We start from the raw sequence: 24,931 nt of genomic DNA, 5'->3' as shown, positions 1-24,931 counted from the left end.
GGGCCTCGCAGCAGCGGCGCTACGGCGCGCTGCTGCGCGGCAGCACCAGGGTGAAGCGGGCGCCGGCTCCGGGCTCGCCGCCCACCTCGAGCCGGCCGCCGTGCTCCTGCAGGATGCGCGCGGCGATGGCCAGCCCCAGGCCGCTGCCGCCGGCCTTGGTGGTGAAGTAGGGCTCGAAGATGTGCGCGCGATCCTCGGGCGCCACGCCGGGCCCGGTGTCCTCCACCTCGAGCAGCGCGTCGCGCTCGCCCCCGCGCACGCGCACGTGGATGTCCCCGCCCGAGGGCATCGCCTCCTCCGCGTTCTTCACCAGGTTCACCAGCACCTGCGTGAGCTGGTCGCGGTCCGCGCGCGTGTGCACCCCCGGAGCGAGCTCCGCGTGCAGGCGCACCCCGGCGCGCGGGGAGGCGTAGAGCGCGAGCACCGAGCGCGCGAGCTCCGCGAGCTCCACCGGCGCGAGCTGGGGCTTGGGCAGGCGCGCGAAGCGGCTGAACTCGTCCACGATGCGCCGCAGCCGGTCCACCTCCTCGAGCACCACGCCGGCGCTCTCGCGAAACAGCCCCGCGAAGCGCGGGTCTCCGGTGCCCTGCGCCGCGAGCAGCGTCTCGAGCGACATCTGGATGGGGGTGAGGGGGTTCTTGATCTCGTGCGCGAGCCGGCGGGCCACCTCCTGCCACGCCGCGATGCGCTCGCTCGCCACGAGCCGGTCGGTGGTGGCCTGCAGCTCGCGCGTCATCCCGTTGAAGGTGCGCACCAGCTCGCCCACCTCGCCGCCCGCCTGGGCGCGCACCTCCACGTCGCGCGCGCCCTCGGCCACCTGGCGCGCCCCGCGGGTGAGCGCCTCCACCGGCCGGGTGATGCGCCCGGCCACCAGCACGCCCAGCAGCACCGCGAGCGCGAGCCCCGTGGCCGCGAGCAGCACGAAGGCGCGCAGCACGTCCCGCTCGGCCGCGAGCGCCCCGGCGCGGCTGAAGCGCAGCTGCACCTGCGCCACGCGGCCCAGCGGCAGGGCGCGCTCGGCCACCGGCGGCAGCGCGCTGCCTGCGCGCGCCACCGCCTCGTCACCGAGGAGGAAGGCCACCTCCGCTCCGCTCAGGCGCGCCAGGTGCGCCGCGAGCCCGTCGTCCAACAGCACCCCGCCCACCACCCACAGTCGCCCGCCCGTGCCCGCCACGGCCCGCGCGCTCACCAGCGCCGGCACGGGCCGCAGCCCCGCGGCCGCGCGCACCTCCACCCGCACCGGCACCGGGCCTTCCGAGGCGTCGGGCGCGGCGCGCGTCACCGCGAACAGCGCCGGGTCCACATCCCCGCGGCGCGCCGGCAGGTGGCCCGAGGAGAGGGTGCGCCCCTCGCCGTCCAGCAGCGCGAGCACCCCGAGGCCGCGGCTGCGCATCAGCTGCTCGGCCGTGTCCGCGCGAAAGCCTGCGCCGGGCCGCACCGCCTCCTCGCGCGCGAGGTCCTCGAGCGCCTCGCTCGCAGCGAGCTCGTCCACGGCGCGCGCCGCGGCCTGCGCCGAGCGCCCGAGCGACTCCTGCACCGAGGCGGTCGCGCTCTGCATCCGCGCGGCGAGCTCGCGCGAGAGCGTGGTGCGCAGCCGCGCGAGCGAGAGCGGCACCACCAGCGAGAGCGGCACCAGCGCGAGCAGCGCGAAGGCGAGGGCGAGCCGGGTGCGCAGCCTCATGGCGCCCCCGCTGGCTGCAGCCACGCCCCGGCGAGCAGGGCGAGCCCCTGGGCGTCCCACGCGAGCCCCTGCAGCTCGGGGCGTGCGCGCAGGGCGAGCCCCTGCGCGTAGAGCGGCACCAGGGGCACGGAGGGGGCGAGCGCCAGCGCCCGCTCGCGCGCCCGCGCATCGCGCGCAGCCTGGTCCGCCACCGCGCCCAGCCGCGGCAGCTCCACGCCGAGCAGGTCGTGCCGGCCGCCCGTGTCCAGCGCCACCGCGAGCGCGAGCGAGGGCACCGGGGGCAGCAGCACCGCGTGCAGCATCAGCTCGTAGTCGCCCGCTGCCCAGCGCGCGCGCAGGGCCGCGCGCGGCAGCGCCTGCAGTGCGACGGCGTAGCCGCGCTCGTACAGCTTCACCTGCAGCCGCTCGGCCACCGCGCGCTGGTCCGCGAGCTGCGCGTCGTAGAGCAGCGTCACGCGCCGGCCTCCCGCGCTCGCGGGCGGTGCGGGGCGCGGTGCGGCAGGCGCTGCGCCGGGGAGCGCTGCGGCGAGCGCCGGAGGCAGGAGTCCCGCCATGGGCTCGGCGGGGCCGCGCACGTACAGGCGCGTGAGGTCCACCCGGTCCAGCACGCTCTCCACCGCCTGGCGGAAGTCCGCGGGCACCCGGCGCGGGGAGAAGGCGAGGTAGGTCGCGTACAGCGCGGCGCCGCCGCCAGGCGCTCCCTCAGGGCCCGGGCCCCCCAGCGCCACCTGCGCCTCGCCCGTCCCGAGCCGCCGCGCGAGCTCGCGCTCCTCGGCGCGCGTGGGCACGACGGCGTCCAGGAAGGGGCGCCCCTCGGGCTGGCGCGGCTGCGCGGTCCAGGCGCCCGCGGGGGCCTGCGTGAAGGGCCCCGGCGCCTCGGGCGCGCCCAGCGCCGGGTGGCAGAGGGCGCGCTCCAGGTCGGGCCACGGGTAGGCCAGTGCCAGCGGCAGCGTGGCGCCCGTGGCCGAGAGCTTGCGGCCCTCGCCCTGCAGCGGCTGCAGCAGCGCGCGGTAGGGCGAGGGGGCCTCGGACCCGCTGAGCCGCGAGAGGGCGCGCGCGAAGGCGCTGGCGAGCGCGGGCGAGGGCAGCGTCACCTCGAGCAGCTGGGGCCGCGTGCGCTCGAGCTTCAGCGCGAGCACGGGCTGCACGGCCCCCTGCGCCGTGGGCAGCCGGCACATCGCGGAGGCGCCCAGCGCGCGCAGGGTGGCCTGCTCGGGCGTGTCCGCGAGCGCGGGGTCCGCGGGCGGCAGCGCGCCCGCGTGCGCGAGCGCGAGGGTGCCGCCGTAGGGCGGGCGGCCCGCCGCGTGCGCGGGGAGGGCCAGGCCCAGGGTGAGGGAGAGGAGGAAGGGGCGCAGGGTCACGGGGCCACCGGTCGCAGGAGGGTGAGCTCGGTGGTGCCATCCTCGAGCCAGAGGGCCACCAGCACCCCGCGCGGCCCCGTCCCCGGCTCGAGCCGCGCCGCCACCACCTGCAGCGCCCGCCCGCGCGCGAGCACCGCCTCGCCGCGCGGCGCGCCCAGGGCTCCGGAGCCGGGAAGGTCGAAGACGCGCAGGCGCTCCGGGGAGGGCAGGGGCGCGGGCTCGGTGGTGAGCAGCTCTGGTGCGCCGTCGCCGTCCACGTCCACGAGCGCGCTGCCCGCGCCCAGCCCCGCGAGCGCGCGCGGCGCGGCCCCGGGCGCGGCGTACAGGCTCGCCGCGCCATCCGGGTGCACGAGCACCAGCGGCGCGCCCCCGCCCGGCGCGAGCGCGGCCGTGACGAAGGGCGCGGCTGCCCGCAGCGGCGCCGGGCCCCACGCGAGCTCGGGTCCCACGAGCGCGCGGCCGCCCTCCTGCAGCGGCGCGCGCAGCGCCGCGTCCAGGGGCAGGGGACCTTCCAGCCGCGCCTGGGGGAGCAGCTGCGCCTCCTCCCCGGAAGCGGTCGGGGGCCCGAGCACCAGCGCCTCGCCGGCCTCGCGCGCGGCAGAGCGCGCGAGCAGCCGGCGCGGAGAGGCCTGGAAGGCGAGCGCGCCGAAGGGCTCGCGCGGGGGCGTGGCGGAGGGCGCGAGCGCGGAGAGCGCGTGGCGCGCGCGCACCTGGCCGCCTGCGTCCAGCACCACCACCTCCTCGGCCCCCGAGGGCAGCCGCACGAGCGCCGCCACCTCGTCGCGCCCGTCGCCATCCAGGTCCCCCGCGGCGAGCGCCCCGGTGCGGCCGGGGAGCTGCGCGAAGGGCGCGGCGAGCAGGCGCACGGGGCCGCGGTGTGGCGCAGGGGGGCCTTCGGCCGGGGCTGCGGCGAGCGCGAGCGCGGGGGCATCCGCGGGCACCGCGCGCGCGAGCGCTGCGGCGGGGGCGGGGGGCCGCGTGGGTGTGCGGCCCGACCAGAAGTTCACCCAGGTGCCCAGCAGGTCTCCGCGCGCGCGCACCTCGCCGGCCTCGAGCGAGAGCGCGAGCCGCGCGAGCGAGCGCAGGCCCTGCTCACGCGCGAGCGCCTCGGCGTCCTTCGGCGAGGGGGCCTCGAGCACCACGGGCGCGAGCCCCTCCAGGCGCGCGGCGAGCAGCGTGCCCAGGGCGCGCGCGAGCGCGGGCGAGGCGGCGGAGACGTGCAGCGCGAGCGGAGGCTCGGGGTGACGCGCGCGCAGCTCCTGGGCGAGCGCGTCCGCGAGCCGCTCCAGCGCGGGCGAGGGCGCAGGCTCGGCGCGCGGGGCCGCGGCGGCCCCGAGCGCGCACAGCAGGCTGAGGAGGGTGGCGGTCCGAAGCGCCCGGCTCACAGACCGCCCTTCTTGCCTTCCTCCAGGAAGAAGCGGTTCGGGTCCACCTGGCCGGGCGGGGGCGCCTCGGCGGTGGGCTGGGTGCCCTCGAGGAAGGGCTCCATGCGCCCCGGGATGCTGCTGCCGGCGAGCAGCCCCGTGGCGGGGTCCACGCGCACCAGCACCACGCCCTGCGGCGGGTCGAAGTCGCGCACGGGCAGGCCCTGGTGCGCGCCGCGCATGAAGTCCAGCCACACGGGGAGTGCCGCGCGCCCGCCCGTCTCGGTGGAGCCCAGGGGCGTGCCGTCGTCGAAGCCCACCCACGCGCTCGCGACGAAGTCGCGCGTGTAGCCGCTGAACCACGCGTCCTTGCTCTCGCTGCTGGTGCCCGTCTTGCCGGCGGCGGGGCGGTTGAGCTCGCGCACCGCCATGGCCGAGCCCTCCTCCACCACGCTGCGCATGAGCGAGGTGGCGAGGAACGCGACGGCCGGGGGCAGCGTCTCCTCGAAGGCGGGCTGGTGCTCCTCGAGCACCGTGCCCGCGGCGTCCTGCACCTTGAGCACCAGCAGCGGCTCGGCGTAGCGGCCGCCGGACTGCAGCGTCGCGTAGGCGTTGGCCTCCTCGAGCACGCTCACCTCGCCGGTGCCCAGCGCGAGCGTGAGGTTCTCGGGCATCGGCGAGCGGATGCCGGCGCGGCGCGCGAAGTCGATGACGGTGGCGGGGGTGATCGCCTCGATGAGGCGCACCGACACTGTGTTCTTCGACTTGCTCAGCGCGGTGCGCAGCGTCATCGGCCCCTCGAACTGGCGGTCGAAGTTCTGCGGCCTCCACAGCTTGCCGGTGTACGGGTCGCGGATGGCCTCGGGTGCGTCGTTCACCTGGGTGAGCGCCGTGTAGCGCCCGCTGCCCAGCGCGGCGGCGTAGAGGAAGGGCTTGAAGGAGGAGCCCGGCTGGCGCTTCGCCTGGGTGGCGCGGTTGAAGGGCGAGCGCGCGAAGTCGTAGCCGCCCACCAGCGCCACCACGTGCCGCGTCTCCGGGTCGATGGCCACGAAGCCGCCCTGCGCGCGCGGCACCTGGTCCAGCGTGGCCTCGAGCATCGCGGGGGAGGGCGTGACGCGCAGGATGCGCACGCGCACCAGCTCCCCGGGCTTCATCACGTCCGACATCTTCGAGGGCGCGGGCTTGCCCTTCTGCTTCGCCCACGCGACGGAGGAGAAGGCCACCTCCGCCGTCCGCCCCACCAGGTCCACGCGCGCGCGCTTGAGCGCATCGTCCACCTGCGTGACGTAGCCCACCACCTGCAGGCCTTCCGCCAGCGGCTTGAGGCTCACCGAGAGCGCGAGCCGCTCGTCCCCGGAGGGCAGTGCCGCGGCCTCCTCTTCGGTGAGCTCGGGCTTCTCCTCGTCGGGCTGCGCCGCCTCGGGCGGGGCGGCCTCGGCGAGCGCGGTGAGGTCCGCCACCGACTGCGCCTCTTGCTGGCGCTTGCCGCTCTCCTCGAGGCGCTGCGCGAGCAGCGGGCGCAGCGCGGCGTAGCGCTCGGGAGCCAGCGTGCCCAGCGCGCCGCGGTAGCCCTGGCGCCGGTCCAGCGCCTCCAGCCCGTTGCGCATCGCCTGGTCCGCGAGCGCTTGCAGGCGCGGCACCATGGCGATCTGCACGCGCAGGCCGCCGCGCAGCACCGCCTCCTCGCCGTAGCGCGCGAGCAGCGTGCGGCGGATCTCCTCCGCGTAGTAGGGGCCGGGCTGCGGGGGCGGGCGCGGCGCGAGCACGATGGGCTTGTCCAGCTCCCGGGCCACCACCTCCTGGGGCAGGAAGCCGTGGCGCACCATCTGGCCCAGCACGTAGCGCTGGCGCGCCTTGGCGCGCACGATGTTCGTCTCCGGGTTGATGCGGTTGGGGGACTGGGGCGTGCCCGCGAGCACCGCCGCCTCACCCACGCTCAGGTCCTTCGCGTGCTTGCCGAAGTAGTAGAGCGCCGCCTCCTCCACGCCGTAGCGGCGCTGGCCGAAGTTGATCTGGTTCACGTACAGGTTGAGGATCTGATCCTTCGTCAGCGCCGCCTCCACGCGCGGCGTGAGGATCCACTCGCGCACCTTGCGCGTGAGGCTGCGCTCCTGCGTGAGCAGCAGGTTCTTCACCACCTGCTGGGTGATGGTGCTCGCGCCGGACTTCTGGCTGCCGGGGATGAGGTTCTTCACGCCCGCGCGCACGATGCCCACGAAGTCCAGGCCCTCGTGCTGGTAGAAGTCCGCATCCTCCGCGGCGAGGAAGGCATTGCGCACGTGCGCGGGCAGCTGCGCGATGTCCACCAGCGTGCGCCGCTCCTCGAAGAACTCCGCGCACACGCTGCCGTCCGCGCACGTGACCTTCGTCACCTGCGGCGGGCGGTAGGTCTTCAGCGCCTGCAGCGAGGGCAGGTCGCGGCTGAAGTACGCGTACGCCGCCACCGCCGCACCCACCACCAGGAGCAGCGCCAGCGCGCCGGCGAGCAGCAGGCGCTTCATCCAGCGCAGGAGCGCGCCCTGCGACCGGGCGCGCGGCGGGCGCCGGCCGGGGGGGACATCGGACGGGGGAGGCGGGGACGGCGGCATCGCGCGGGCAGGACTTGCAGGGCTCATGGGCGGGGGGACAGGAGGTGGAGGTTAGACCGCCCGGAGGGGCAGGGGAACCGCTGCCCGGGCCTGCAGGCCCGGCGTTCGTCCAGCCACACGGCAGGATTCAGCCGAGGATCCCAGCGGGCGCGTCACTGGGCAGCATCGAAGGCGCCGTCCACCTGGGGCTCGCGGGGCACGCCGCGCAGGCCCGCCCCCTCGGCGGGCAGGCGTCCCGAGACGCTCGCCAGCTGGCCGAGGCGGGCGACGTTGAGCTGCGCCTTCACGTACGCGGGCGCGAGGTCCATGGCGGCGAGGTAGGCCGCGCGCGCCTCGTCGGTGCGGCCCGCGCGCTCCAGCGCCACGCCCAGGTTGTTCTGCACGTAGGCAACCTCGGGCAGCAGCTCGGCGGCGCGCGTGAGCACCTCGAGCGCGCGCGCATCGTCGTTCACCTGCAGGTAGGCGTAGCCCAGGTTGTTGAGCGCGTAGCCGTGCTCGGGGGCGAGCTCCACCGCCTGCTGCAGCCGCGTGATGGCGCGCAGCGGCTCGCCCGCGGCGAGGTGCGCGCGGCCCAGGGCCTGGTAGGTCTCGGCGTTCTCCGGGTCGCGCAGCAGGGCCTCCTCGCCGGCCTCCACCGCGCCCTTCGCGTCGCCCAGCGCGAGCAGCAGGCGCGAGCGCTGCATCAGGGGGAAGGGGTCCTCGGGGCGCAAGGCAGCGAGGCGCTCGTAGGCGAGGGCCGCGAGGGCGCGCTCGCCCACGCGCGGTGCGAGGCGGGTGAGCGCGAGCAGGGCCTCCTCGTCCGCGGGCGCATCCGCCAGCTCCCGGCGCACCTCGAGCAGCGCCGCCGCCACGTCGCCCTCTTCGCGCAGGTGGCGCGCTTTCTCCAGGTGGTCTCCGGCCTCGGGCGTCCACGACTCGGGGTCCTCGTGCGCGAGCGCGAGCGGGTCGGGCGGGGGCGCGGGGGGCGGGGCCGCGGCGGCGAGCTCCGTGCGAGGCCCGGCGTCCGGCGGGGCAGGGGGGCGCATCGCCTGGGGGGCGGGCGCACCGGCGCGCGGGGGCGTGCGGGCGCCGTCGCAGGCGGCGAGCGCGAGGGCGAGGCAGGCGGTGAAGAGGGGCTTGTTCATGGCGGCGCTCCTTCCGGGCGGAAGCGGGAGAGGGCTTCCGCAGGGAGGGATTGCGACGCGCGTGCCAGGGCCTCTTCAGAGGGGAAGCGCGCCGGTGTGGCCCGTGAGCCACACCCTGCGGCCACACCCGAGGGGCCGCGGGGTCAAAAAGCGTGGCAGGGGGCGCGGCCGCCGTGCGAGCGTCCCCTCCCCATGAAGATCGCGACCTGGAACGTGAACTCCGTGCGCGCCCGCCAGGGCCGGCTCGTCGACTGGCTCAAGAGCGCCCAGCCAGATGTGGTCTGCCTGCAGGAGCTCAAGTGCACCGAGGCGGACTTCCCCTTCGAGGCGGTGCGCGAGGCGGGCTACCACGCGGCCGTGCACGGGCAGAAGACCTACAACGGCGTGGCCATCCTCGCGCGCAGCGCGCCGCAGGACGTGGTGCACGGGCTCTCGGACGGCGTGGACGACACCCACGCGCGCGTCATCGCCGCCACGGTGGACGGCGTGCGCGTGCTCAGCGTGTACGCGCCCAACGGGCAGAGCCCGGACTCGCCCGCGTTCCAGTACAAGCTGCAGTTCTACGAGCGGCTGCGGCGCTACCTCGACACGCGCCACCGCCCGGACGAGCCGCTGCTGCTGCTCGGGGACTGGAACGTGGCGCCGGACCCCATCGACGTGTACGACCCCGCGGCCTGGGAGGGGCAGACGCTGTTCACGCTGGAGGAGCGCGCGGCCTTCCGCAAGCTGTGCGCCTTCGGGCTCGAGGACACCTTCCGCCGCCTCTATCCCGAGGTGCAGAAGTTCAGCTGGTGGGACTACCGCATGCTCGCCTTCCCCAAGAACAAGGGCGTGCGCATCGACCACATCCTCGCCACCGCTCCCCTGATGGCGCGCTGCCGCGAGGTGGACGTGGACCGCGAGACCCGGAAGGGTGCCCAGCCGAGCGACCACGCCGCCGTCTGGGCGCGCTTCGACTAGGGGCTCTGCTGCCCGGCTACCCTCCAGGTTCGAAATGAGGCCGGCGGGACGAGTTCCCGCCGGACCCGTGTTGTCCGCCGTTCTCGGATGCCGCCGTCCGCCGCGCATGGTGCGTGGCCGCGTGCCCGGCCCGACACGGGATCTGGATGACTGCAACGCCTCGCCCCACGCGCGCCCGGCTCGCGCGCTCGCTCCTCGGCTCGCTCACGACCCTCACCCTGCTCGGCCTGGGCGGCGGCCTCGCCGCCTGCTCGCAGAACGGCGGCGAGGTGGATGCTCCCTCCAACGCTCCGGGCACCGGCACGGGCCAGTCCCCGGCGAGCCCGGGTACCGGCACCGGCACCGGCACGGGGCAGAGCCCGGCGCCCGCGGTGAAGTACACGCGCGAGTGGGTGGTGTCGCCCGCGGGCAACGACAGCGGCGCGGGCAGCGAGGCGGCGCCCTTTCGCACCATCGGCAAGGCGGTGAGCGTGGCGGGCCCCGGCGAGCGCATCACGGTGAAGGCGGGCACCTATGCAGAGGCGGTCGCGCTCGAGGGCAACGTGCGCGCGGGCACCGCGGCTGCCCCCATCCGCCTGCAGGGCGAGGGGATGCCGAAGATCATCCCTGCCTCCGGCGGCTCGGCGCTCGTCACCATCGCCAAGCCCTACTGGCAGCTGGACGGCTTCGACGTGGACGTGAAGAGCCAGGCGCGCTTCGCGGTGGCCTTCACCGGCGCGACCACGGGCTCCTCCATCTCCGGCTCCGAGGTGCACCACGGCGCGCTGGGCGGCGGCATCACCACCTACGCGAACGCCACCGGCGCCACCATCGAGAACAACCACATCCACCACTTCGTGCGCTCGGGGCAGGACAGCCACGGCGTGGTCATCCAGCCCTCGAGCAAGAACATCACGGTGCGCAACAACCGCATCCACGACAACTCGGGGGACGCGGTCCAGTGCATCGGGCCCGAGGGCTTCAGCAGCCTGCCGCCCGCGGACGGCGTCGTCATCCAGGGCAACGAGATGTACGCGAACTTCGAGAACGCGGTGGACATCAAGACCTGCAAGAACGTGAAGGTGGTGAGCAACGAGATGCACGACTTCACCACCTACGGCGGCTGCGCGGTGGTGGTGCACATGTCCGCCTCCGACGTGCTGCTCGAGGACAACGACATCAGCAACGTGGGCAAGGCGATCGCGATCGGCGGCAACCACGAGGGCCCCGTCCCCACGCGCGTGCTCGTGCGCCGCAACCGCATCCGCAACGTGGTGAAGGACAGCACCCGCGACGGCGACGCCATCCGCCTGGAGAACTCCGAGGCGGCCCAGGTGGTGAACAACACGATGGTGGGCGTGGGCAACGCCGGCATCATGGTGGGCGGCGGCACCGGCGGCGCCACGAGCAACACCCAGGTGTTCAACAACATCGTGCAGGCGGCGATCGACCTGCAGGTGGGCTCGATGGCGCCCGGCCTGCAGGTGGGCGCGAACCTCTACGCGCCGCCGGCCGTGGTGCACAGCAGCGGCAGCCAGCTCTCGCTCGGCAGCTGGCAGTCGCAGGGCAAGGACTCGGGCTCCGTGGAGGCCGCGCCCGGCATCCCGGCGGAAGGCTTCACCCCGGGCAGCGCTGCGGTGGACCACGGCCGCAACGTGGGGCTCAGCTTCTGCGGCGCCGCGCCCGACATCGGCGCGGTCGAGACCGGCTGCTGAGGCGGGCGGGCGGAGGCGAAGGGCGGCTCAGGACTCGGCCGCTCCGCGCCGCAGGCCCAGCGCCTTCATCTTCTTGTAGAAGTGGCCGCGCTCCAGGTCGAGCAGGCGCGCCGCCTCGGTCACGTTGTCCTGGGTGTGGGCGAGCACGAACTGGATGATCTCCCGCTCGGCGTCCTCCACCTGGTCGCGGAAGGGCTTGTCCGCGCGCGGGCGGAAGCCGCTGCTCACCGGCTCTGCGGAGGCCTGCGGCGGGGCGGGGGAGGGCGGCGGCGCGGCGGAGAGTCCCTCGAGCGCGCGCAGCAGCGGGGCGGGGGGCGGGGGCTGGCCTGCGCGCGCGGGCGGCAGCAGCTCGCGCGCCTCGGCGCCGCTCACGCTGGGGCCCTCGCAGAGGATGGCGAGCCGCTCCACCAGGTTGCGCAGCTCGCGCACGTTGCCCGGGTAGTCGTAGGCGGCCATCACGGAGAGCGCCTCGGAGGAGAGCTGCAGCGGGCGCCGCCCGTTCTTCGCGCAGGCCTCCTGCAGGAAGCTGCGGATGAGGTCCGGCAGGTCCTCGCGCCGCTCGCGCAGGGGCGGCGAGTGGATCTGCACCACGTTGAGCCGGTAGTAGAGGTCCTCGCGGAAGCGCCCCGCGGCGATCTCCTGGGGCAGGTCCTTGTTCGTCGCGGCGAGCACGCGCACGTCCACCTTGAGCGTCTCGGCGCCGCCCACGCGCTCGAGCTCCCCCTCCTGCAGCACGCGCAGGAGCTTCGCCTGCATGGCGCTGGGCATGTCGCCGATCTCGTCGAGGAAGAGGGTGCCCTCGTGCGCGAGCTCGAACTTGCCGCGCCGCACGCTCACCGCGCCGGTGAAGGCGCCCTTCTCGTGGCCGAACAGCTCGCTCTCGATGAGCTCGTGCGGCACCGCCGCGCAGTTGAGCTTCACGAAGGGGCCCTGCTTGCGGCGCGAGTTCTGGTGCAGCGCGCGCGCGATGAGTTCCTTGCCGGTGCCGTTCTCGCCGGTGATGAGCACGCGGCCTTCGCTCGGCGCGGTGCGCCGGATGAGGCTGAAGATGCGCTCCATCGCGGGGCCCGAGCCCACCATCTGGTAGCGGCCCGTGCCCACCTCCGCGCGCAGCTCCGCGAGCTCCTCCATCGCCGCCTGGTGCTGGAGCGCGTTGCGCAGCGCCACCAGCAGGCGATCTCTCGCGATGGGCTTCTCCAGGAAGTCGCGCGCGCCCAGCTGGGTCGCGCGCACCGCCGTGTCGATGGTGCCGTGCCCGGACATCATGATGACCGGCAGCCCCGGCTTGAGCGCCTGCATCCGCTCGAGCGCGGTGAGCCCGTCCAGGTCCGGCATCTTCACGTCCATCAGCACCGCGTCCACCGGCCGCGCGCTCACCACGTCCAGCGCCACCTGCCCCGAGCTCGCGAGCTCCGTGCGATAGCCCGCCAGCTGCAGGCTCTGGTGAAGCGTCAGAAGAATGTTCTTTTCGTCATCGACGATGAGGACGGTGGCAGGCATCGGGCGCTGTCTCTCCGGGGCCGCGCACACCGCGGCCAGGCGGCCACAGTGCGCGGAAAAGGATTGGCGGTTCAAGGGCTTCGGGGCGCGTCGGGGCTGTCCAGTGCAACGCGCTTGCCGGGGGCGGTTTTGTTTTGACTCGTACCCTTCCGGGGGACTATCCGGTCCGCTCGACGCTGCCCTCTCGGGCGGCCTTATTCCCGGAGAGACACATGCGACGCATTTCTTTGGTGGCGGGGCTCGGACTTGCGCTGTTGGCGCTGACGGGCTGCCCGCCGTCCTACCCCAAGTGTGACAACGACAAGCAGTGCTCCGAGAAGGGCGAGGTCTGTGTCCAGGGCCAGTGCCAGGAGTGCGCCACGGACGCGAACTGCAAGGAGGGCTTCGCGTGCCAGGACAACAAGTGCTCGCCCAAGGCCCAGACCTGCACCAGCGACAGCGCGTGCGGCGCCGGCAAGATCTGTGAGGCGGGCACCTGCGCCCCCGCGCAGTGCCAGGACAACGGCGCCTGCGGCACCGGCAGCTGCCAGAACGGCCGCTGCGTGGCGAAGGCCGAGGGCACCTGCTCGAGCAACGCGGACTGCACCGACGGCCAGACCTGCCAGGCGGGTAAGTGCGCGGCGGACACCTCCGCGTCCTGCGACTTCTCGCCCGTGCGCTTCGGCTTCAACGAGGCCACGCTGAGCGGCGACGCGCAGAGCCGCCTGAGCGACATCGCCAACTGCCTCAAGGGCGGCAGCGGCAAGGTGACGCTCGCGGGCCACGCGGACGAGCGTGGCACCGAGGAGTACAACCTGCAGCTCTCCAACCGCCGCGCCGCCGCCGTGAAGCGCTACCTCGTGGACCTGGGCGTGCCGGCCGGCCGCCTGGAGACCGTGGGCTACGGCGAGAACCGCCCGGTGGCCCAGGGCCAGGACGAGGACAGCTGGGCGCAGAACCGCCGCGTCGAGTTCGTTCGCTAGGCGCGCTACACTGGGCGCGTCCATGGCTTCTCCTCAGCCTCCCACCGAGACGCGCCCGGAGCACCTCCTCTTCGCCTGCGGGGACCGCTGGTACGCGGTCCCCGCGCCCCTCGCCGCGGAGGTGGTGACCTTTCCCCCCCTCACCCGGGTGCCGGGTGCGCCCGCGCACCTGCTGGGGGTGTTCAACCACCGCGGCGAGGTGATCCCCGTGGTGGACCTGGGGCAGCTCGTCACCGGGGTGCCCCAGCCCACCGCCCGCGCCGTGCTCGTGCGCGTGGCGCGCGGGGTGCTCGGCCTCACCGCCAGCGCCGTGGACGACGTGGCGCCCGTGACGGGCAGCTTCGAGCCACAAGGTGCGAGCGGTGTCCACCTCCACCTGCTCGGCCCTGCACAGGCCGCCGACCGCAGCGTGCTGGTGCTCGAGCCCGAGGGGCTCTTCGACTTCCTCAGCCGCCGCGTGTAGAGAGGGCGCACGATCGCCTGCCCGGCTGCAAGGGGATGTTCCCAGCGGCGCCGACGGGATAGAGACAACTCCACCATGGGCAAGAAGGTCAGGGTGCTCGTCGTCGATGACTCGCTCATCGTCCGACAGCTCGTCAGCGAGGTGCTCCGGCTGGATCCGGACATCGAGATCGCCGGTACTGCCGCCAACGGCAGTGAGGCACTCGAGCGCCTCGCCGTCCTGAAGCCCGACGTCATCACCATGGACGTGGACATGCCCGTGATGGACGGCCTCACCGCCGTCGAGCACATCATGGCCGAGCGCCCCACGCCTATCCTGCTGCTCACCGGCGACCCCCGCTACCAGGCCCCCGAGCTCACCTACCGCGCGCTGGAGCTCGGCGCGCTCGCGCTGCAGATCAAGCCCTCCATCGACTCGGAGCCCGAGGCGTGGAACCTCGCGCGCGAGGTGAAGCTGCTGGCGAGCGTGAAGGTCATCCGCCACGTGCGCGGCAAGGTGCGCGGCGCGGGCGGCGCAGGGCTGAGCAGCGAGCCGCAGCTCGCGGCAGGGGGCATGGGCATCGTGGCGGTGGCCGCCTCCACCGGCGGGCCCCAGGTGCTGCAGCGCATGGTGTCCGAGCTGCCGCGCGACTTCCCCGCGCCCATCGTGATCGTGCAGCACATCAACGCCGCGTTCGCGGAGAGCCTCGCGACGTGGATGGGCAACAGCTCCAAGCTCAAGGTGCGCCTCGCCCAGGACGGCGATGCGCTGCATCCGGGCACCGTGCTCATCGCGCCCCCCGGCCAGCACCTCACCATCCCGTTCCGCGGCCGCGTCGCGCTGCAGAGCGGAACGGAGCGCGACGGGCACATGCCCTCGGGCACCGTGCTGCTGGAGAGCGCGGCTCGCGCCTACGGGCGAAGGGCCGTGGGCCTCATCCTCACCGGCATGGGCGCGGACGGCGCCGAGGGCATGCTCGCCATCAAGCGCTCCGGCGGGCTCACCCTGGGCCAGAGCGAGGAGTCCTGCGTGGTGTTCGGCATGCCGGGCGCCGCGGTGAAGCTCAAGGCCGTGGACCACCTCATCCACGCGGACGAGGTGGCGAGCACGCTGGTGCGGCTCGCGCGCGGCGAGAACCGCTAGAAGCGCCCCCGCCAGGAGTGCGTCGCCAGAAGTGCCCCAATGGCCGTCCGTTTTTTCCTAGGATGCGCCCCCATGACGCGCTCCTGCACCCGACTGCTCCCGGCCCTCCTCGCGCTCTCGCTCAGCGGCTGCTTCTACCCGGCCACCCGCGGCCGCGCGCTCGAGGACCGCGTGGACCAGCTCGCCAACGACAACGCGCGCCTCTCCAAGGACCTGGAGCAGGCGCGCGCCCAGCTCGCCACGACGCTGCCGCGCATCGACGAGAAGGTGGCCGAGGTGACGCGCGCGCTGGACAGCCTGGAGAAGGGCAGCCGGCGCAGCAGCGCGGACGTGGGCGTGCAGCTGCAGAAGACCGTGGAGGACCTCGCGCAGCTGCGCGGCCAGGTGGAGGAGTACCTCTTCAAGATCGGCCAGCTGGAGACGGCACTCGCCGCGCAGAAGGACGAGACCGACAAGCGCCTCCTCGAGCTGCAGGGCTCGGACGCGGTGAAGGCCGCCGAGGCCAAGCGCAAGGCCGAGGAGCTGCCCCGCCCCGCGGACAAGAAGGAGTTCCTGGACCTCGCGGACGGCAAGCTCAAGGACGACCCGGTGCTCGCGCGCACGCTGTACCGCGAGTGGCTCAAGAAGTGGCCGAAGGACCCGCTCGCGGGCCAGGCCCACTTCGGCCTCGGCGAGAGCTACGTGGCCGAGAGCAAGTGCCGCGAGGCCCTGCCCGAGTACGGCAAGGTGATGCAGGACTACCCCAAGGCGCCGTCCGCGCCGGACGCCTACCTGCGCGCGAGCGACTGCTTCCGCGAGCTGAAGATGGCGGACGAGTCGCGCCTCGCCCTGGAGGAGCTCGTCACCGCGCACCCCAAGAGCCCCGCCGCGAAGACCGCGAAGGCCCGCCTCGCCGAGCTGAACAAGCAGAAGCGCCCCGCGCCGGCGAAGAAGAAGTAGGCAGGAGGGCAGGCGAGCGGGTCGCCCGTCCAACCGCGCGAAACCCGGGCCCTCCTCGCGCATTCTACTGGAGCGGTCCCCGGCGCTTGTGCCTGCCGGGGGGGGCCGCTATAAGCCGCAGTCCACTCACGCGAGCCGGACCTCCCACAGCCGTTGGAAAGGGTGGGGGCAAGGCGCCAGGAGATGTCATGAAGCCCGAACTGCACCCGGTTTACCCGCCCTCGCGCGTCACCTGCGCCTGCGGCAACGTCATCGAGACCAAGTCCACCCGCGGCTCGTTCCAGGTGGAAGTCTGCAACAACTGCCACCCCTTCTACACCGGCAAGTACAAGCTGATGGACACGGCCGGCCGCATCGACCGCTTCCGCAAGAAGTACGAGAAGAAGGAGGCCGCTCCGGCCGCCGAGGGTGCCGCCGCCGCGGAGAAGAAGCCCGCCGCGAAGAAGGCCAAGGCCTAAGCGCCTCGCCTCTTGCAACAGTGTTGCAGTTCCCCGCGAGCCGGGCGCCCACAAGCGCCCGGCTCGTGGCGTTTCGGAGGGCCTTCTCGCGCGCCCCCCGCGTCAAGTTTTCGGGCGCTACAGACCAGAAATTCGACGTAGCACCGGAGCACCCCCACAGTTCGCGGCCTACCGACTTCCCGAGGGAGGCGTATGTCTGCGAACGCTGCTGCCACTGCCCTGAAGCTTGTCGACCGTCCCCTGCGCGAGTGCGAGTTCGCGCGCGGCGACGCGTACCGGCTCTACCAGGGCGACAGCGTGGCGCTGCTCAACCAGTTCGAGCCGCACACCTTCGACATGGTGTTCGCGGACCCGCCGTACTTCCTGTCCAACGGCGGCTTCACCTGCAAGGGCGGCAAGCGCGTTTCCGTGGCCAAGGGCGGCTGGGACGTGAGCCGCGGCATCGAGGACGACCACGCCTTCACCACCAAGTGGCTGGAGGCCTGCCAGCGCGTGCTCAAGCCCACCGGCACCCTGTGGGTGAGCGGCACGCAGCACGTCATCTTCAACGCGGGCTTCGCCATGCAGAAGCTCGGGTTCAAGCTGCTCAACACGGTCACCTGGTACAAGCCCAACGCCAGCCCCAACCTGAGCTGCCGCTACTTCACGCACTCCAGCGAGCTGCTCATCTGGGCGAGCCCCAAGCCCGCCTCGAAGCTGCAGCACACGTACAACTACGCGCGCATGAAGCAGGAGAACGGCGGCAAGCAGATGCGCGACGTGTGGAGCCTGCCCAAGGCCGGTGACGAGGAGCTCACGGCGGACGGCGAGGGCCGCGTCTGGAGCATGCTGTCTCCGCGCAAGGAGGAGAAGGCGCACGGCAGCCACCCCACGCAGAAGCCGGTGGCGCTGCTCGAGCGCATCATCGAGGCGAGCACCTCCCCGGACGCGCTCATCCTCGACCCCTTCAACGGCTCGGGCACCACGGGCGTCGCGGCGCTGAAGCACGGCCGCCGCTACGTGGGCATCGACATGGACGCGAGCTACCTGGACATCGCCCGCTGCCGGCTCGAGGCCCAGGCGGGGCGCTAGTGGAGCTGAAGTTCCTGCCGCACAGGGACGTGACCTTCCAGTCGCCCCTGCCGCCCGCCTGGGTGCGCGAGCGCATCTCCCGGAAGCTCGCGCCTCCCTCGGTGTTCCGCCTGTTCCGTCCCAAGGAGGAGTTCGTAGGCGAGGTGGACGGGGACACGTTCTGGTTCGCCCGCGCCAGGCGCGGTCGCCGGGAGTTTCCCGTCGTCCGGGGCCGCATCCTCGATGCTCCCCACGGGAGCACCCTCGAGGTGCGGATCCGGCCTCCCGCGTACCCGACCGCGTTCTTCCTCGTGGTCGCAACGCTCCTGGCCGCGATCGCGTGCATGCAGCTCGGGGTGGCGCTCGACCATCTCGCCCCGGTCGAGCTCGTATCGCTCGTCATCCCGGTTGGGTTCGCGGCGCTCCTCTACGCGCTGTTCTTCTACGACACCCCGTTCCAGATGGACTTCGCGGAGGCGTGGCTGCGCCACTGGGTCGAGGCGCCCCCTCTGCAGCAGCCCCCGTCCGCCCCCGAGCGCTGACCGGAATTCGGTCAGCAGTGTCGCGCGCCCGCGCACCCGCGGTGGAGCGCGCGTGCTCCACCCGCGCGTAGCGGACGCAGCAAGCCCGTGAAATCGCACAGGCGCCCACACTGGCTCGGCCCTTGCTGAAGGCAGCGGGCGCCCGGCGCGGCAGGAGCGCGCGCCGGCTGCACCCCCCTTCACAGCAAAGGATGCCTGCCGCATGAGCCAGAGCCTTCGTGGACGTTGGAGCCGCACGCTGGGTGGTCTCGTCTGTGCCGCACTGCTCGGGGCCTGTGGCGCGCCCTCGGGTGAGGAGCTGGTGCAGGACAGCCTCACGGACCTGCGCGAGGCGGATACCAGCGCCGTCACCGTGACCCTGGGCTCGGACAAGGCCGCCTTCGCGCTCTCCGACCGCGCCCTCGTCACCGTCACCCTGCGCAACGGGGGCGACCACGCGGTGCGCCTGCTGCGCTGGTTCACCCCGGCGGACGGCCTCGAGGAGCGCCTCTTCTCCGTCACGCGTGACGGCGAGGCGGTGGCCTTCGTGGGCCCGCACTACAAGCGCGCCGCCCCCACCGCGGCCGACTACGTGCGGCTCGAGCCGGGCGAGAGCCTGGTGCGCTCGGTGGACCTCGCCGAGGTCTACGATCTCTCGCGCACGGGCCACTACGACGTCCGCTTCGAGGTGGCCGCGCAGCACCTCAACGCCGCGGGGCCCCGCGCCCTGGGCACCGCGCGCTCCAACGCGCTCTCGCTCTGGGTCGAGGGCCGCGCGAGCGGCGCCGAGGCGCTGGAGCGCGAGGTCGCGGCCCAGGTGACGAGCCAGGTCTCTTTCACCGGCCGCTGTGACGCGACCCAGCAGTCCACGCTGCTGCAGGCGCTGAGCGCCGCGAGCAACTACTCGAACGCGGCCTCCAGCTACCTCGCGGGTACGCCCTCCGGCACCCCGCGCTACACCACCTGGTTCGGCGCCTTCTCCAGCAGCGGCTGGAACACGGCGAAGAGCCACTTCGTGGCGATCGCGGACGCGTTCAACACCAAGCCCGTCACGCTCGACTGCGGCTGCAAGAAGTCCTACTACGCGTACGTCTACCCGACGCAGCCGTACAAGATCTACGTGTGCCGCGCCTTCTGGTCCGCGCCAATGACCGGCACCGACTCCAAGGGCGGCACGCTCGTCCACGAGATGAGCCACTTCAACGTGACCGCCGGCACGGACGATCACGTCTACGGCCAGAGCGGTGCGAAGAACCTCGCCATCTCCGACCCCGCGGCCGCCCTCGACAACGCGGACAGCCACGAATACTTCGCCGAGAACAACCCCTTCCTGCAGTAGCCGCTGCGGATGCAGCACGGAGCGGGGGCGCTCGGGCGGGCGCCCCCGCTTTTCTTTTTGCATACGCGGGCCGCCTATGCGTCCCTCTGCGCATGTCCAAGCACATTGGCCGGAGCAGCCTCGCAGTCGCGCTCGCAGCAACCCTTTCCCTCGGCGCCTGTGCCTCCCGCAAGGAGGCCCCCGCGCCCGGCGCCGCGGACGGGGCGAAGCCGCCCACCGCGCCCGCTGCCGTGCCGCCGCAGGACGCAGGAACGGAGGCCGCCATGACCGGAGCCCAAGAGGCAGCGCCCCTGGAGTGCACCCTGAGCGTGGCGCCGCGCGTGAAGCAGGGCGAGCCCATGACCCTGCGCTTCCGGCTCACCAACCGCGGCCGCGAGACGCTCTACGTGCTGGACTGGCACACGCCGCTCGAGGGCCTGCGCTCGCGCATGCTCGAGGTGAAGCGCAACGGCGCCGAGCTGCCCTATCAGGGCCCGCTGGTGAAGCGCGCCGCCCCCACCGCCGACGACTACCGCGAGCTCGCCCCCGGCGCCTCGGTGGACGGCGAGGTGGACGTGGGCCTCGCCTACGACACCGCCGCGCCGGGCCGCTACGCGCTCGGCTTCCCGGGGCCGCTGATGGACGTGGCCCACGCGCGCTCTGAGGTGCCGCGCGAGACGCCCCAGCCGATGGCCGTGCGCTGCGCCCCGGTGGAGACGGAGCGCCTCTAGCTTCAGGGACTGGGCAGCGCCGCGAGCCAGCGCTCGAGCGCGTCCAGCTGCGCGCCCTCCAGGAGCCACTCATGCCCGCGCTCCGGCACGGTGCGTACCTGGAGCACCGCGCCCGCGCGCCGCAGCCGCCCCTCGGCTGCGCGCCACGGCCCCGCGCCCACGTCGCGCTCGCCGGTGAGCACGAGCAGCGGCGCGCGCGCGAGCACTGCGGGGGAAGCCTCGGGCGCGGCGATGGCGTCGCCGCGCGCATCCACCGGCGAGGTGGCCATGAGCACCGCGCCGCCCAGCAGCTCCGGATGGCCCTGCCACAGGAGCAGCGCGAGCTGGCCTCCGGCACTGAAGCCCAGCAGCACGGGGCGGCGCGCTTCCAGGCCGGGCTGCTGCGCGAGCGAGGGGAGGGTGACGCCCATCAGCCGGTTCGCCTCGTCGCTGCGCCAGCTGTGGAAGTCCTTGTCCACCGGCGTGAGCAGCGCGAAGCCGTGCCGGGCGAGCAGAGGCGCGAGCCGCGCGGCCGTCTCGTTGAGCGAGTGGCCGGATGGATGCAACCACAGCACGAGGCGCGCAGGACGCGGACCTTCGGGCAGATAGAGCCGGTACGCGAGCCCGCCCGGAGGCGTGCCGGAGAGCTCGCGAATCGCAGGCGCCGGCGCACGCGGGTGCGCACACCCCGCGAGCAACACCACCACCAGGCAGAAGCGGCGCATCCGTGTCCTCCCCCCTCCTCAACGACAGGGAGGCCGTGGGCGTATCCGTCCCGTCCGCCGCTCACGCCTTCGCGAGAATGGCCTCCACGCCCTGCCGCGCAATCGGATGGTACCGACTGCGGTTGCGCTCGAGCAGGTGGCGCGCGAGCGCGCGGTGCTTCCGCGAGGCGACCAGCTGCGTGTACAGGGGCTTGAGGTACTTCATGCGCCCCACCTCGGAGAGCAGTTGCTCCGTGCGGGCGACGGCGGGCCCGTAGTCCGCGCGCAGCGCTGCCACGAGCCAGGCCACGAGCACCTCGGAGTTGCGGCTCTGGGTGAGCCCGAAGCGCTCGTCCAGCTCCTTGAAGGTGGCGCGCGGCGTGGAGGGGGGAAGCCACTCGAGGTACAGCTGCCACTCCGTCGGAGTCCAGGCGCGCACCTGTGCGTCCGTCGGCACCTTGCCCGCGAGCGCCTTGAGCTGCTCGAGCCGCTCGGAGCGCGGGGAGGGCGCGCCCGTGGGGACGCCCGGCGCGTGCAGGTACGTGTCCGCATGCACCTGCGCGAGCGCGCCGGGGAGCTCCCGCTCCGTGAAGGCGACGAACTCCTCCGTGGTGAGTGCCTGGAAGCGGTAGGTCTCGAGATACCGGCGCAGGTACCCGTCGAAGCGCTCGCGCCCCACGGCCTCCTCGAGCGCGCGCAAGAGCAGGTAGCCCTTCTCGTAGGGCACCTGGCTGAAGGCCTCGTCCGGGTCCACGTGGGACAGGTGCGTGCGCAGGTGGGTGAGCTCGGGGTGGGCGCGGAAGTGCTCGAGTGCCTCGTCCAGCGAGCGCCGCCCCAGCGCGGCGTGCAGGCTCGCGACCTCGGGGCCCGCGAGCGCCTCGAGGATGCGCCGCTCGGCGAAGACGGTGAAGCCCTCGTTGAGCCAGAAGTGCTCGGCGCTCGCGTTGGTGACCAGGTTGCCCGTCCACGAGTGCGCGAGCTCGTGCGCCACCACGTTCACCAGGCTCTTGTCGCCCACCAGCAGCGTGGGGGTGAGGAAGGTGAGGCGCGGGTTCTCCATGCCGCCGTAGGGGAAGGAGGGCGGCATGGTGAGCAGGTCGAAGCGCTCCCAGTCGTAGGGGCCGAAGAGGCTCTCGGCGGCGCGCAGCATCGCGTCCACCCCCTCGAACTCCTCGGCCGCGGCCTCCAGCAGCTCGGGCTCGGCCCACACCCGCGAGCGCGGCCCCAGCTCCTTGGGCGCGAGGCTGCCCACCGCGAAGGCGAGCAGGTAGGGCGCGATGGGCTGCGGCATCTCGTAGTGCTCCACCGCCTCCACGCCCTGCTCCTCGCGCTTGAGGAAGCCCGCCGCCATCACCGCCTTGAGCGCCTTGGGCACGGTGAGCTCGGCGCGGTAGCGCAGCCGGATGCGCGGGGTGTCCTGCAGGGGCACCACGCTGCGCGCGTGGATGGCCTGGCACTGGCTGAAGAGGAAGGGGTGCTGGCCGCCGGCCGTCTGCTCGGGGGTGAGCCACTGCAGGGCGCTCGCGTGGGGACTCGTGCGGTAGTGCACCGTGAAGCGGCGCGTGCCCGTGGGCAGCTGCACGCGCAGCCGGCTGCCGAGGATGGGCTCGGGCGGCGAGAGCACGAAGGGCAGGGGCTCGCCCGCCTCGTCCACCACCCGGCGGATCTCCAGGTCGCGCGTGTCCAGGTCCAGCGGGCCGCCGCTGGGCTCCTTGAGGCTCAGCGTGGCCTGCGCATACAGCCGCTGCGTCCGGAAGTCGACGCGGGCGCGCCACTCCAGGTGCTCGGTTTCAGGCTGGGACGAATCGTTGAACGAGTGCGGGTCGAGGCGCGCCATGGGGTACTGCTTCTTCTAATCGTTTCGTCCCCGGGCGGTAGCCGGACTCGGTTGACTTTCGGGTCAAGAGCCTACATTCCTGCACTCCCCCAAGCCTTCTCGGGCCTCATTTCCCTCAGGGAGCCATTCAGATGACGACGCGGATCCGCAAAGTGGCAGTGCTGGGTGCCGGTGTGATGGGCAGCGGGATCGCCTCCCACCTGGCCAACTCGGGTGTGCGTGCGCTGCTCCTGGACATCGTCCCGCCCAAGGCGAACCCCGGCGAGGACACGGCGAGCAAGGCCTTCCGCAACAAGTTCGCGCTCGCGGCGCTCGGCAACCTGCGCAAGCAGAAGCCCAGCCCCATCATGAGCGAGCAGGCGCTGGGCTACCTCGAGGTGGGCAACTTCGAGGACGACATGGCGCGCATCGCCGAGTGCGACTGGGTCATCGAGGTGGTGAAGGAGGACCTCGCCGTGAAGCAGGCCACCTTCGCGAAGGTGGAGAAGCACCTGCGCCCGGACGCGATCATCTCCAGCAACACCTCGGGCCTCTCCATCACCGGCATGCTCGAGGGGCGCTCCGCGACCTTCAAGAAGCACTTCCTCGTCACGCACTTCTTCAACCCCGTGCGCTACATGAAGCTGCTGGAGCTGGTGGCCGGTCCGGACACGGACCCCGCCGTCCTGCAGCGCATCCACACCTTCGGTGAGGAGGTGCTGGGCAAGGGGATCGTGTACGGCAAGGACACGACCAACTTCATCGCGAACCGCATCGGCGTGTACGGGATGATGCGCACCATCGCCGAGATGCAGAAGGCGGAGCTGTCCATCGAGGAGGTGGACAAGATCTTCGGGCCGGCCATGGGCCGCCCCAAGAGCGCCGTGTTCCGCACCGCGGACATCGTGGGCCTGGACACCTTCACCCACGTGGCGAAGAACTGCTTCGACACGCTGACGAAGGACGAGGAGCGCGACACCTTCGCCGCCCCCGAGTTCCTGCAGAAGATGGTCGCCAAGGGCATGCTCGGCGACAAGAGCGGCGGCGGCTTCTACAAGAAGGGCAAGGGCGAGGGCGGCGAGAAGGAGATCCTCGCGCTCGACCTCAAGACGCTCGAGTACCGCAAGCAGGCCAAGGTGCGCTTCGAGAGCCTCGGCGCGGCGAAGGAGATCGAGAACGTCGGCGAGCGCATCGCCAGCGTGATGCGCGCCGAGGACAAGGCGGGCAAGTTCGCGGAGAAGGTGACGCTGGACGTGCTCGCCTACTCGAGCCGCCGCATCCCGGAGATCGCCGACGACGTGGTCAACGTGGACCGCGGCGTGCGCTGGGGCTTCGGCTGGGAGCTGGGCCCCTTCGAGACCTGGGACGCCTACGGCGTGCGCAAGGGCGTGGAGCGCATGAAGGCGCTCGGGATGAAGCCCGCCGCCTGGGTGGAGCAGATGCTCGCCGCGGGGCGCGAGAGCTTCTACGGCGTGGAGAACGGCCGCGACACCTACTGGGACATCCCCAGCAAGAGCGCCAAGCCCGTGCAGGAGAACGCCCGCACGCTGCGCGTGGAGTACCTCAAGCGCGGCAACAAGAAGCTCGCCGGCAACGACAGCGCGAGCCTCTGGGACATGGGTGACGGCGTCACGCTGCTCGAGTTCCACTCCAAGATGAACTCCATCGACGACGGCATCATCGCGATGATGAACACCGCCATCGAGGAGACGGAGAAGAACTTCCGCGGCCTGGTCATCGGCAACGACGGGAGCAACTTCAGCGCCGGCGCCAACATCATGGCCATGCTGTGGGCCGCGAAGAGCGGCGAGTTCGAGGCCATCCGCACCATGGCCAAGGGCTTCCAGGCGGCGAACCAGCGCATGCGCTACAGCCCGGTGCCCGTGGTGAGCGCGCCCTTCGGCCTCACCCTGGGCGGCGGCGCGGAGGCCGCCATGGGCGCCAACGCCATCCAGGCCTCGGCCGAGACCTACATGGGCCTGGTGGAGGTGGGCGTGGGCCTCATCCCCGGCGGCGGCGGCACGATGCAGCTGCTGCGCAACGTGTACGGCCCCTACGCGGGCGACAAGGACTTCGACCCGCTGCCCTTCCTCAAGAAGGTGTTCCTCACGATCGGCACCGCGAAGGTGGCGACGAGCGCCGAGGAGGCGCGCGAGTTCGGCTTCCTCAAGGACTCGGACGGCATCAGCGCGAACCGCGACCTGCTGCTCTCGGACGCGAAGGCGCGGGTGCTGGGCATGGCGAGCGCGGGCTTCCGCGCGCCGCGCCCCACGAAGTTCCGCCTCAGCGGCCCCAGCGGCGCGGCCACCATCGACATGCTCCTGTACGACATGGAGCTGAACAACCAGATCTCCGCCCACGACCGGAAGATCGGCCGCACGCTCGCCCGCGTGCTCACCGGCGGCGACACCAGCACCAGCGCGCTGCTCACCGAGGAGCAGCTGCTGGAGCTGGAGCTGGAGGCCTTCCTCAGCCTCATCGGCGAGGAGAAGAGCCAGGACCGCCTCATGCACATGCTCGAGAAGGGCAAGCCGCTGCGCAACTAGCCGCGGCAGACCGCATCCCACCCGTTACGGAAAAGCATTCCGGGAGAACA

The 24,931-nt window shown here is 73.1% G+C and carries 20 protein-coding genes; 12 read left to right on the top strand and 8 right to left on the bottom strand.

Annotated elements, in window-relative coordinates; genetic code table 11:
• Positions 1-19 precede the first annotated feature (19 nt).
• From FGE12_RS09730 to FGE12_RS09710, 5 genes are all read right to left on the bottom strand, one after another.
• Positions 20-1,681 (bottom strand): ATP-binding protein, encoded by a 1,662-nt coding sequence (locus FGE12_RS09730; RefSeq protein WP_153866123.1) that lies wholly within the window; start codon positions 1,679-1,681, stop codon positions 20-22.
• Positions 1,678-3,042 (bottom strand): peptide ABC transporter substrate-binding protein, encoded by a 1,365-nt coding sequence (locus tag FGE12_RS09725; RefSeq protein ID WP_194797747.1) that lies wholly within the window; start codon positions 3,040-3,042, stop codon positions 1,678-1,680. Before FGE12_RS09725 ends, FGE12_RS09730 begins: the two co-directional genes overlap by 4 nt.
• Entirely contained in the window at positions 3,039-4,427 is a 1,389-nt protein-coding gene (locus FGE12_RS09720; protein WP_194797746.1) for a VCBS repeat-containing protein, read from the bottom strand. Before FGE12_RS09720 ends, FGE12_RS09725 begins: the two co-directional genes overlap by 4 nt.
• Positions 4,424-6,907: a penicillin-binding protein 1A gene (locus FGE12_RS09715; protein WP_228530688.1), complete on the bottom strand. Its 2,484-nt coding sequence runs from the start codon at positions 6,905-6,907 to the stop codon at positions 4,424-4,426. Before FGE12_RS09715 ends, FGE12_RS09720 begins: the two co-directional genes overlap by 4 nt.
• Before the next feature lie 239 nt (positions 6,908-7,146).
• Positions 7,147-8,118: a tetratricopeptide repeat protein gene (locus FGE12_RS09710; RefSeq protein ID WP_153866122.1), complete on the bottom strand. Its 972-nt coding sequence runs from the start codon at positions 8,116-8,118 to the stop codon at positions 7,147-7,149.
• A gap of 192 nt (positions 8,119-8,310) precedes the next feature.
• Between FGE12_RS09710 and xth the strand changes: the two genes are divergently transcribed.
• Entirely contained in the window at positions 8,311-9,078 is a 768-nt protein-coding gene (gene xth, locus FGE12_RS09705) for an exodeoxyribonuclease III (RefSeq protein ID WP_153866121.1), read from the top strand.
• Positions 9,079-9,224: 146 nt separating this feature from the next.
• Positions 9,225-10,772, top strand: a complete 1,548-nt coding sequence (locus FGE12_RS09700) for a nitrous oxide reductase family maturation protein NosD (protein ID WP_153866120.1) — start codon at positions 9,225-9,227, stop codon at positions 10,770-10,772.
• A gap of 27 nt (positions 10,773-10,799) precedes the next feature.
• Here the strand turns inward: FGE12_RS09700 and FGE12_RS09695 are convergent, their stop codons facing one another.
• The gene (locus FGE12_RS09695) at positions 10,800-12,272 is read right to left on the bottom strand and encodes a sigma-54 dependent transcriptional regulator (protein WP_153866119.1); all 1,473 of its coding nucleotides are present in this window, start codon (positions 12,270-12,272) and stop codon (positions 10,800-10,802) included.
• A gap of 212 nt (positions 12,273-12,484) precedes the next feature.
• Between FGE12_RS09695 and FGE12_RS09690 the strand changes: the two genes are divergently transcribed.
• The 9 genes from FGE12_RS09690 (at position 12,485) to FGE12_RS09650 (ending at position 19,836) form a co-directional block, all read left to right on the top strand.
• A complete protein-coding gene (locus FGE12_RS09690; RefSeq protein ID WP_153866118.1) occupies positions 12,485-13,234 on the top strand; it encodes an OmpA family protein in 750 nt (249 codons plus the stop codon).
• 22 nt (positions 13,235-13,256) lie between these two features.
• Positions 13,257-13,697, top strand: a complete 441-nt coding sequence (locus FGE12_RS09685; protein WP_153866117.1) for a chemotaxis protein CheW — start codon at positions 13,257-13,259, stop codon at positions 13,695-13,697.
• A 75-nt stretch (positions 13,698-13,772) separates the two neighbouring features.
• Entirely contained in the window at positions 13,773-14,819 is a 1,047-nt protein-coding gene (cheB, locus tag FGE12_RS09680; RefSeq protein ID WP_153866116.1) for a chemotaxis-specific protein-glutamate methyltransferase CheB, read from the top strand.
• 72 nt (positions 14,820-14,891) lie between these two features.
• The gene (locus tag FGE12_RS09675; RefSeq protein ID WP_194797744.1) at positions 14,892-15,758 is read left to right on the top strand and encodes a tetratricopeptide repeat protein; all 867 of its coding nucleotides are present in this window, start codon (positions 14,892-14,894) and stop codon (positions 15,756-15,758) included.
• 188 nt (positions 15,759-15,946) lie between these two features.
• Complete coding sequence (gene rpmE, locus FGE12_RS09670; RefSeq protein WP_153866114.1) at positions 15,947-16,216, top strand: 50S ribosomal protein L31; 270 nt, start codon at positions 15,947-15,949, stop codon at positions 16,214-16,216.
• A gap of 192 nt (positions 16,217-16,408) precedes the next feature.
• On the top strand, positions 16,409-17,287 hold the full coding sequence (locus tag FGE12_RS09665) for a site-specific DNA-methyltransferase (protein ID WP_153866113.1): 879 nt from the start codon (positions 16,409-16,411) through the stop codon (positions 17,285-17,287).
• On the top strand, positions 17,287-17,808 hold the full coding sequence (locus FGE12_RS09660) for a hypothetical protein (RefSeq protein ID WP_153866112.1): 522 nt from the start codon (positions 17,287-17,289) through the stop codon (positions 17,806-17,808). The genes FGE12_RS09665 and FGE12_RS09660 overlap by 1 nt, the downstream gene beginning before the upstream one ends.
• 202 nt (positions 17,809-18,010) lie before the next feature.
• Positions 18,011-19,126 carry a M35 family metallo-endopeptidase gene (locus FGE12_RS09655; RefSeq protein WP_153866111.1) on the top strand — a complete coding sequence of 372 codons (1,116 nt, stop codon included), beginning with the start codon at positions 18,011-18,013 and terminating at the stop codon, positions 19,124-19,126.
• Between the two features lie 263 nt (positions 19,127-19,389).
• Complete coding sequence (locus FGE12_RS09650) at positions 19,390-19,836, top strand: protease (protein WP_228530687.1); 447 nt, start codon at positions 19,390-19,392, stop codon at positions 19,834-19,836.
• Positions 19,837-19,838: 2 nt separating this feature from the next.
• Here the strand turns inward: FGE12_RS09650 and FGE12_RS09645 are convergent, their stop codons facing one another.
• Together FGE12_RS09645 and FGE12_RS09640 are read right to left on the bottom strand one after the other, a co-directional pair.
• The gene (locus tag FGE12_RS09645; RefSeq protein WP_153866109.1) at positions 19,839-20,540 is read right to left on the bottom strand and encodes a S9 family peptidase; all 702 of its coding nucleotides are present in this window, start codon (positions 20,538-20,540) and stop codon (positions 19,839-19,841) included.
• A 61-nt stretch (positions 20,541-20,601) separates the two neighbouring features.
• Positions 20,602-22,356, bottom strand: a complete 1,755-nt coding sequence (locus FGE12_RS09640; RefSeq protein ID WP_153866108.1) for a M1 family metallopeptidase — start codon at positions 22,354-22,356, stop codon at positions 20,602-20,604.
• A 131-nt stretch (positions 22,357-22,487) separates the two neighbouring features.
• Between FGE12_RS09640 and FGE12_RS09635 the strand changes: the two genes are divergently transcribed.
• Positions 22,488-24,881, top strand: coding sequence for a 3-hydroxyacyl-CoA dehydrogenase/enoyl-CoA hydratase family protein (locus FGE12_RS09635; protein WP_153866107.1), 2,394 nt, complete (start codon positions 22,488-22,490; stop codon positions 24,879-24,881).
• Positions 24,882-24,931 lie beyond the last annotated feature (50 nt).

It is taken from the genome of Aggregicoccus sp. 17bor-14, from assembly GCF_009659535.1.
In the GTDB taxonomy this organism is placed as follows: Bacteria; Myxococcota; Myxococcia; order Myxococcales; family Myxococcaceae; genus Aggregicoccus.
The sequence above is the reverse complement of the archived record's forward strand: the minus strand, read 5'-3'. Positions and strand labels throughout refer to the sequence as shown.

What these genes read in the sequence shown, in the direction of transcription:
- FGE12_RS09640 (WP_153866108.1), bottom strand. Translation starts at nt 22,356, where the DNA reads ATGGCGCGCCTCGACCCGCACTCGTTCAACGATTCGTCCCAGCCTGAA.
- FGE12_RS09635 (WP_153866107.1), top strand. Translation starts at nt 22,488, where the DNA reads ATGACGACGCGGATCCGCAAAGTGGCAGTGCTGGGTGCCGGTGTGATG.
- rpmE (WP_153866114.1), top strand. Translation starts at nt 15,947, where the DNA reads ATGAAGCCCGAACTGCACCCGGTTTACCCGCCCTCGCGCGTCACCTGC.
- xth (WP_153866121.1), top strand. Translation starts at nt 8,311, where the DNA reads ATGAAGATCGCGACCTGGAACGTGAACTCCGTGCGCGCCCGCCAGGGC.
- FGE12_RS09690 (WP_153866118.1), top strand. Translation starts at nt 12,485, where the DNA reads ATGCGACGCATTTCTTTGGTGGCGGGGCTCGGACTTGCGCTGTTGGCG.
- FGE12_RS09730 (WP_153866123.1), bottom strand. Translation starts at nt 1,681, where the DNA reads ATGAGGCTGCGCACCCGGCTCGCCCTCGCCTTCGCGCTGCTCGCGCTG.
- FGE12_RS09645 (WP_153866109.1), bottom strand. Translation starts at nt 20,540, where the DNA reads ATGCGCCGCTTCTGCCTGGTGGTGGTGTTGCTCGCGGGGTGTGCGCAC.
- FGE12_RS09665 (WP_153866113.1), top strand. Translation starts at nt 16,409, where the DNA reads ATGTCTGCGAACGCTGCTGCCACTGCCCTGAAGCTTGTCGACCGTCCC.
- FGE12_RS09675 (WP_194797744.1), top strand. Translation starts at nt 14,892, where the DNA reads ATGACGCGCTCCTGCACCCGACTGCTCCCGGCCCTCCTCGCGCTCTCG.
- cheB (WP_153866116.1), top strand. Translation starts at nt 13,773, where the DNA reads ATGGGCAAGAAGGTCAGGGTGCTCGTCGTCGATGACTCGCTCATCGTC.
- FGE12_RS09650 (WP_228530687.1), top strand. Translation starts at nt 19,390, where the DNA reads ATGACCGGAGCCCAAGAGGCAGCGCCCCTGGAGTGCACCCTGAGCGTG.
- FGE12_RS09710 (WP_153866122.1), bottom strand. Translation starts at nt 8,118, where the DNA reads ATGAACAAGCCCCTCTTCACCGCCTGCCTCGCCCTCGCGCTCGCCGCC.
- FGE12_RS09655 (WP_153866111.1), top strand. Translation starts at nt 18,011, where the DNA reads ATGAGCCAGAGCCTTCGTGGACGTTGGAGCCGCACGCTGGGTGGTCTC.
- FGE12_RS09685 (WP_153866117.1), top strand. Translation starts at nt 13,257, where the DNA reads ATGGCTTCTCCTCAGCCTCCCACCGAGACGCGCCCGGAGCACCTCCTC.
- FGE12_RS09715 (WP_228530688.1), bottom strand. Translation starts at nt 6,907, where the DNA reads ATGAAGCGCCTGCTGCTCGCCGGCGCGCTGGCGCTGCTCCTGGTGGTG.
- FGE12_RS09700 (WP_153866120.1), top strand. Translation starts at nt 9,225, where the DNA reads ATGACTGCAACGCCTCGCCCCACGCGCGCCCGGCTCGCGCGCTCGCTC.
- FGE12_RS09695 (WP_153866119.1), bottom strand. Translation starts at nt 12,272, where the DNA reads ATGCCTGCCACCGTCCTCATCGTCGATGACGAAAAGAACATTCTTCTG.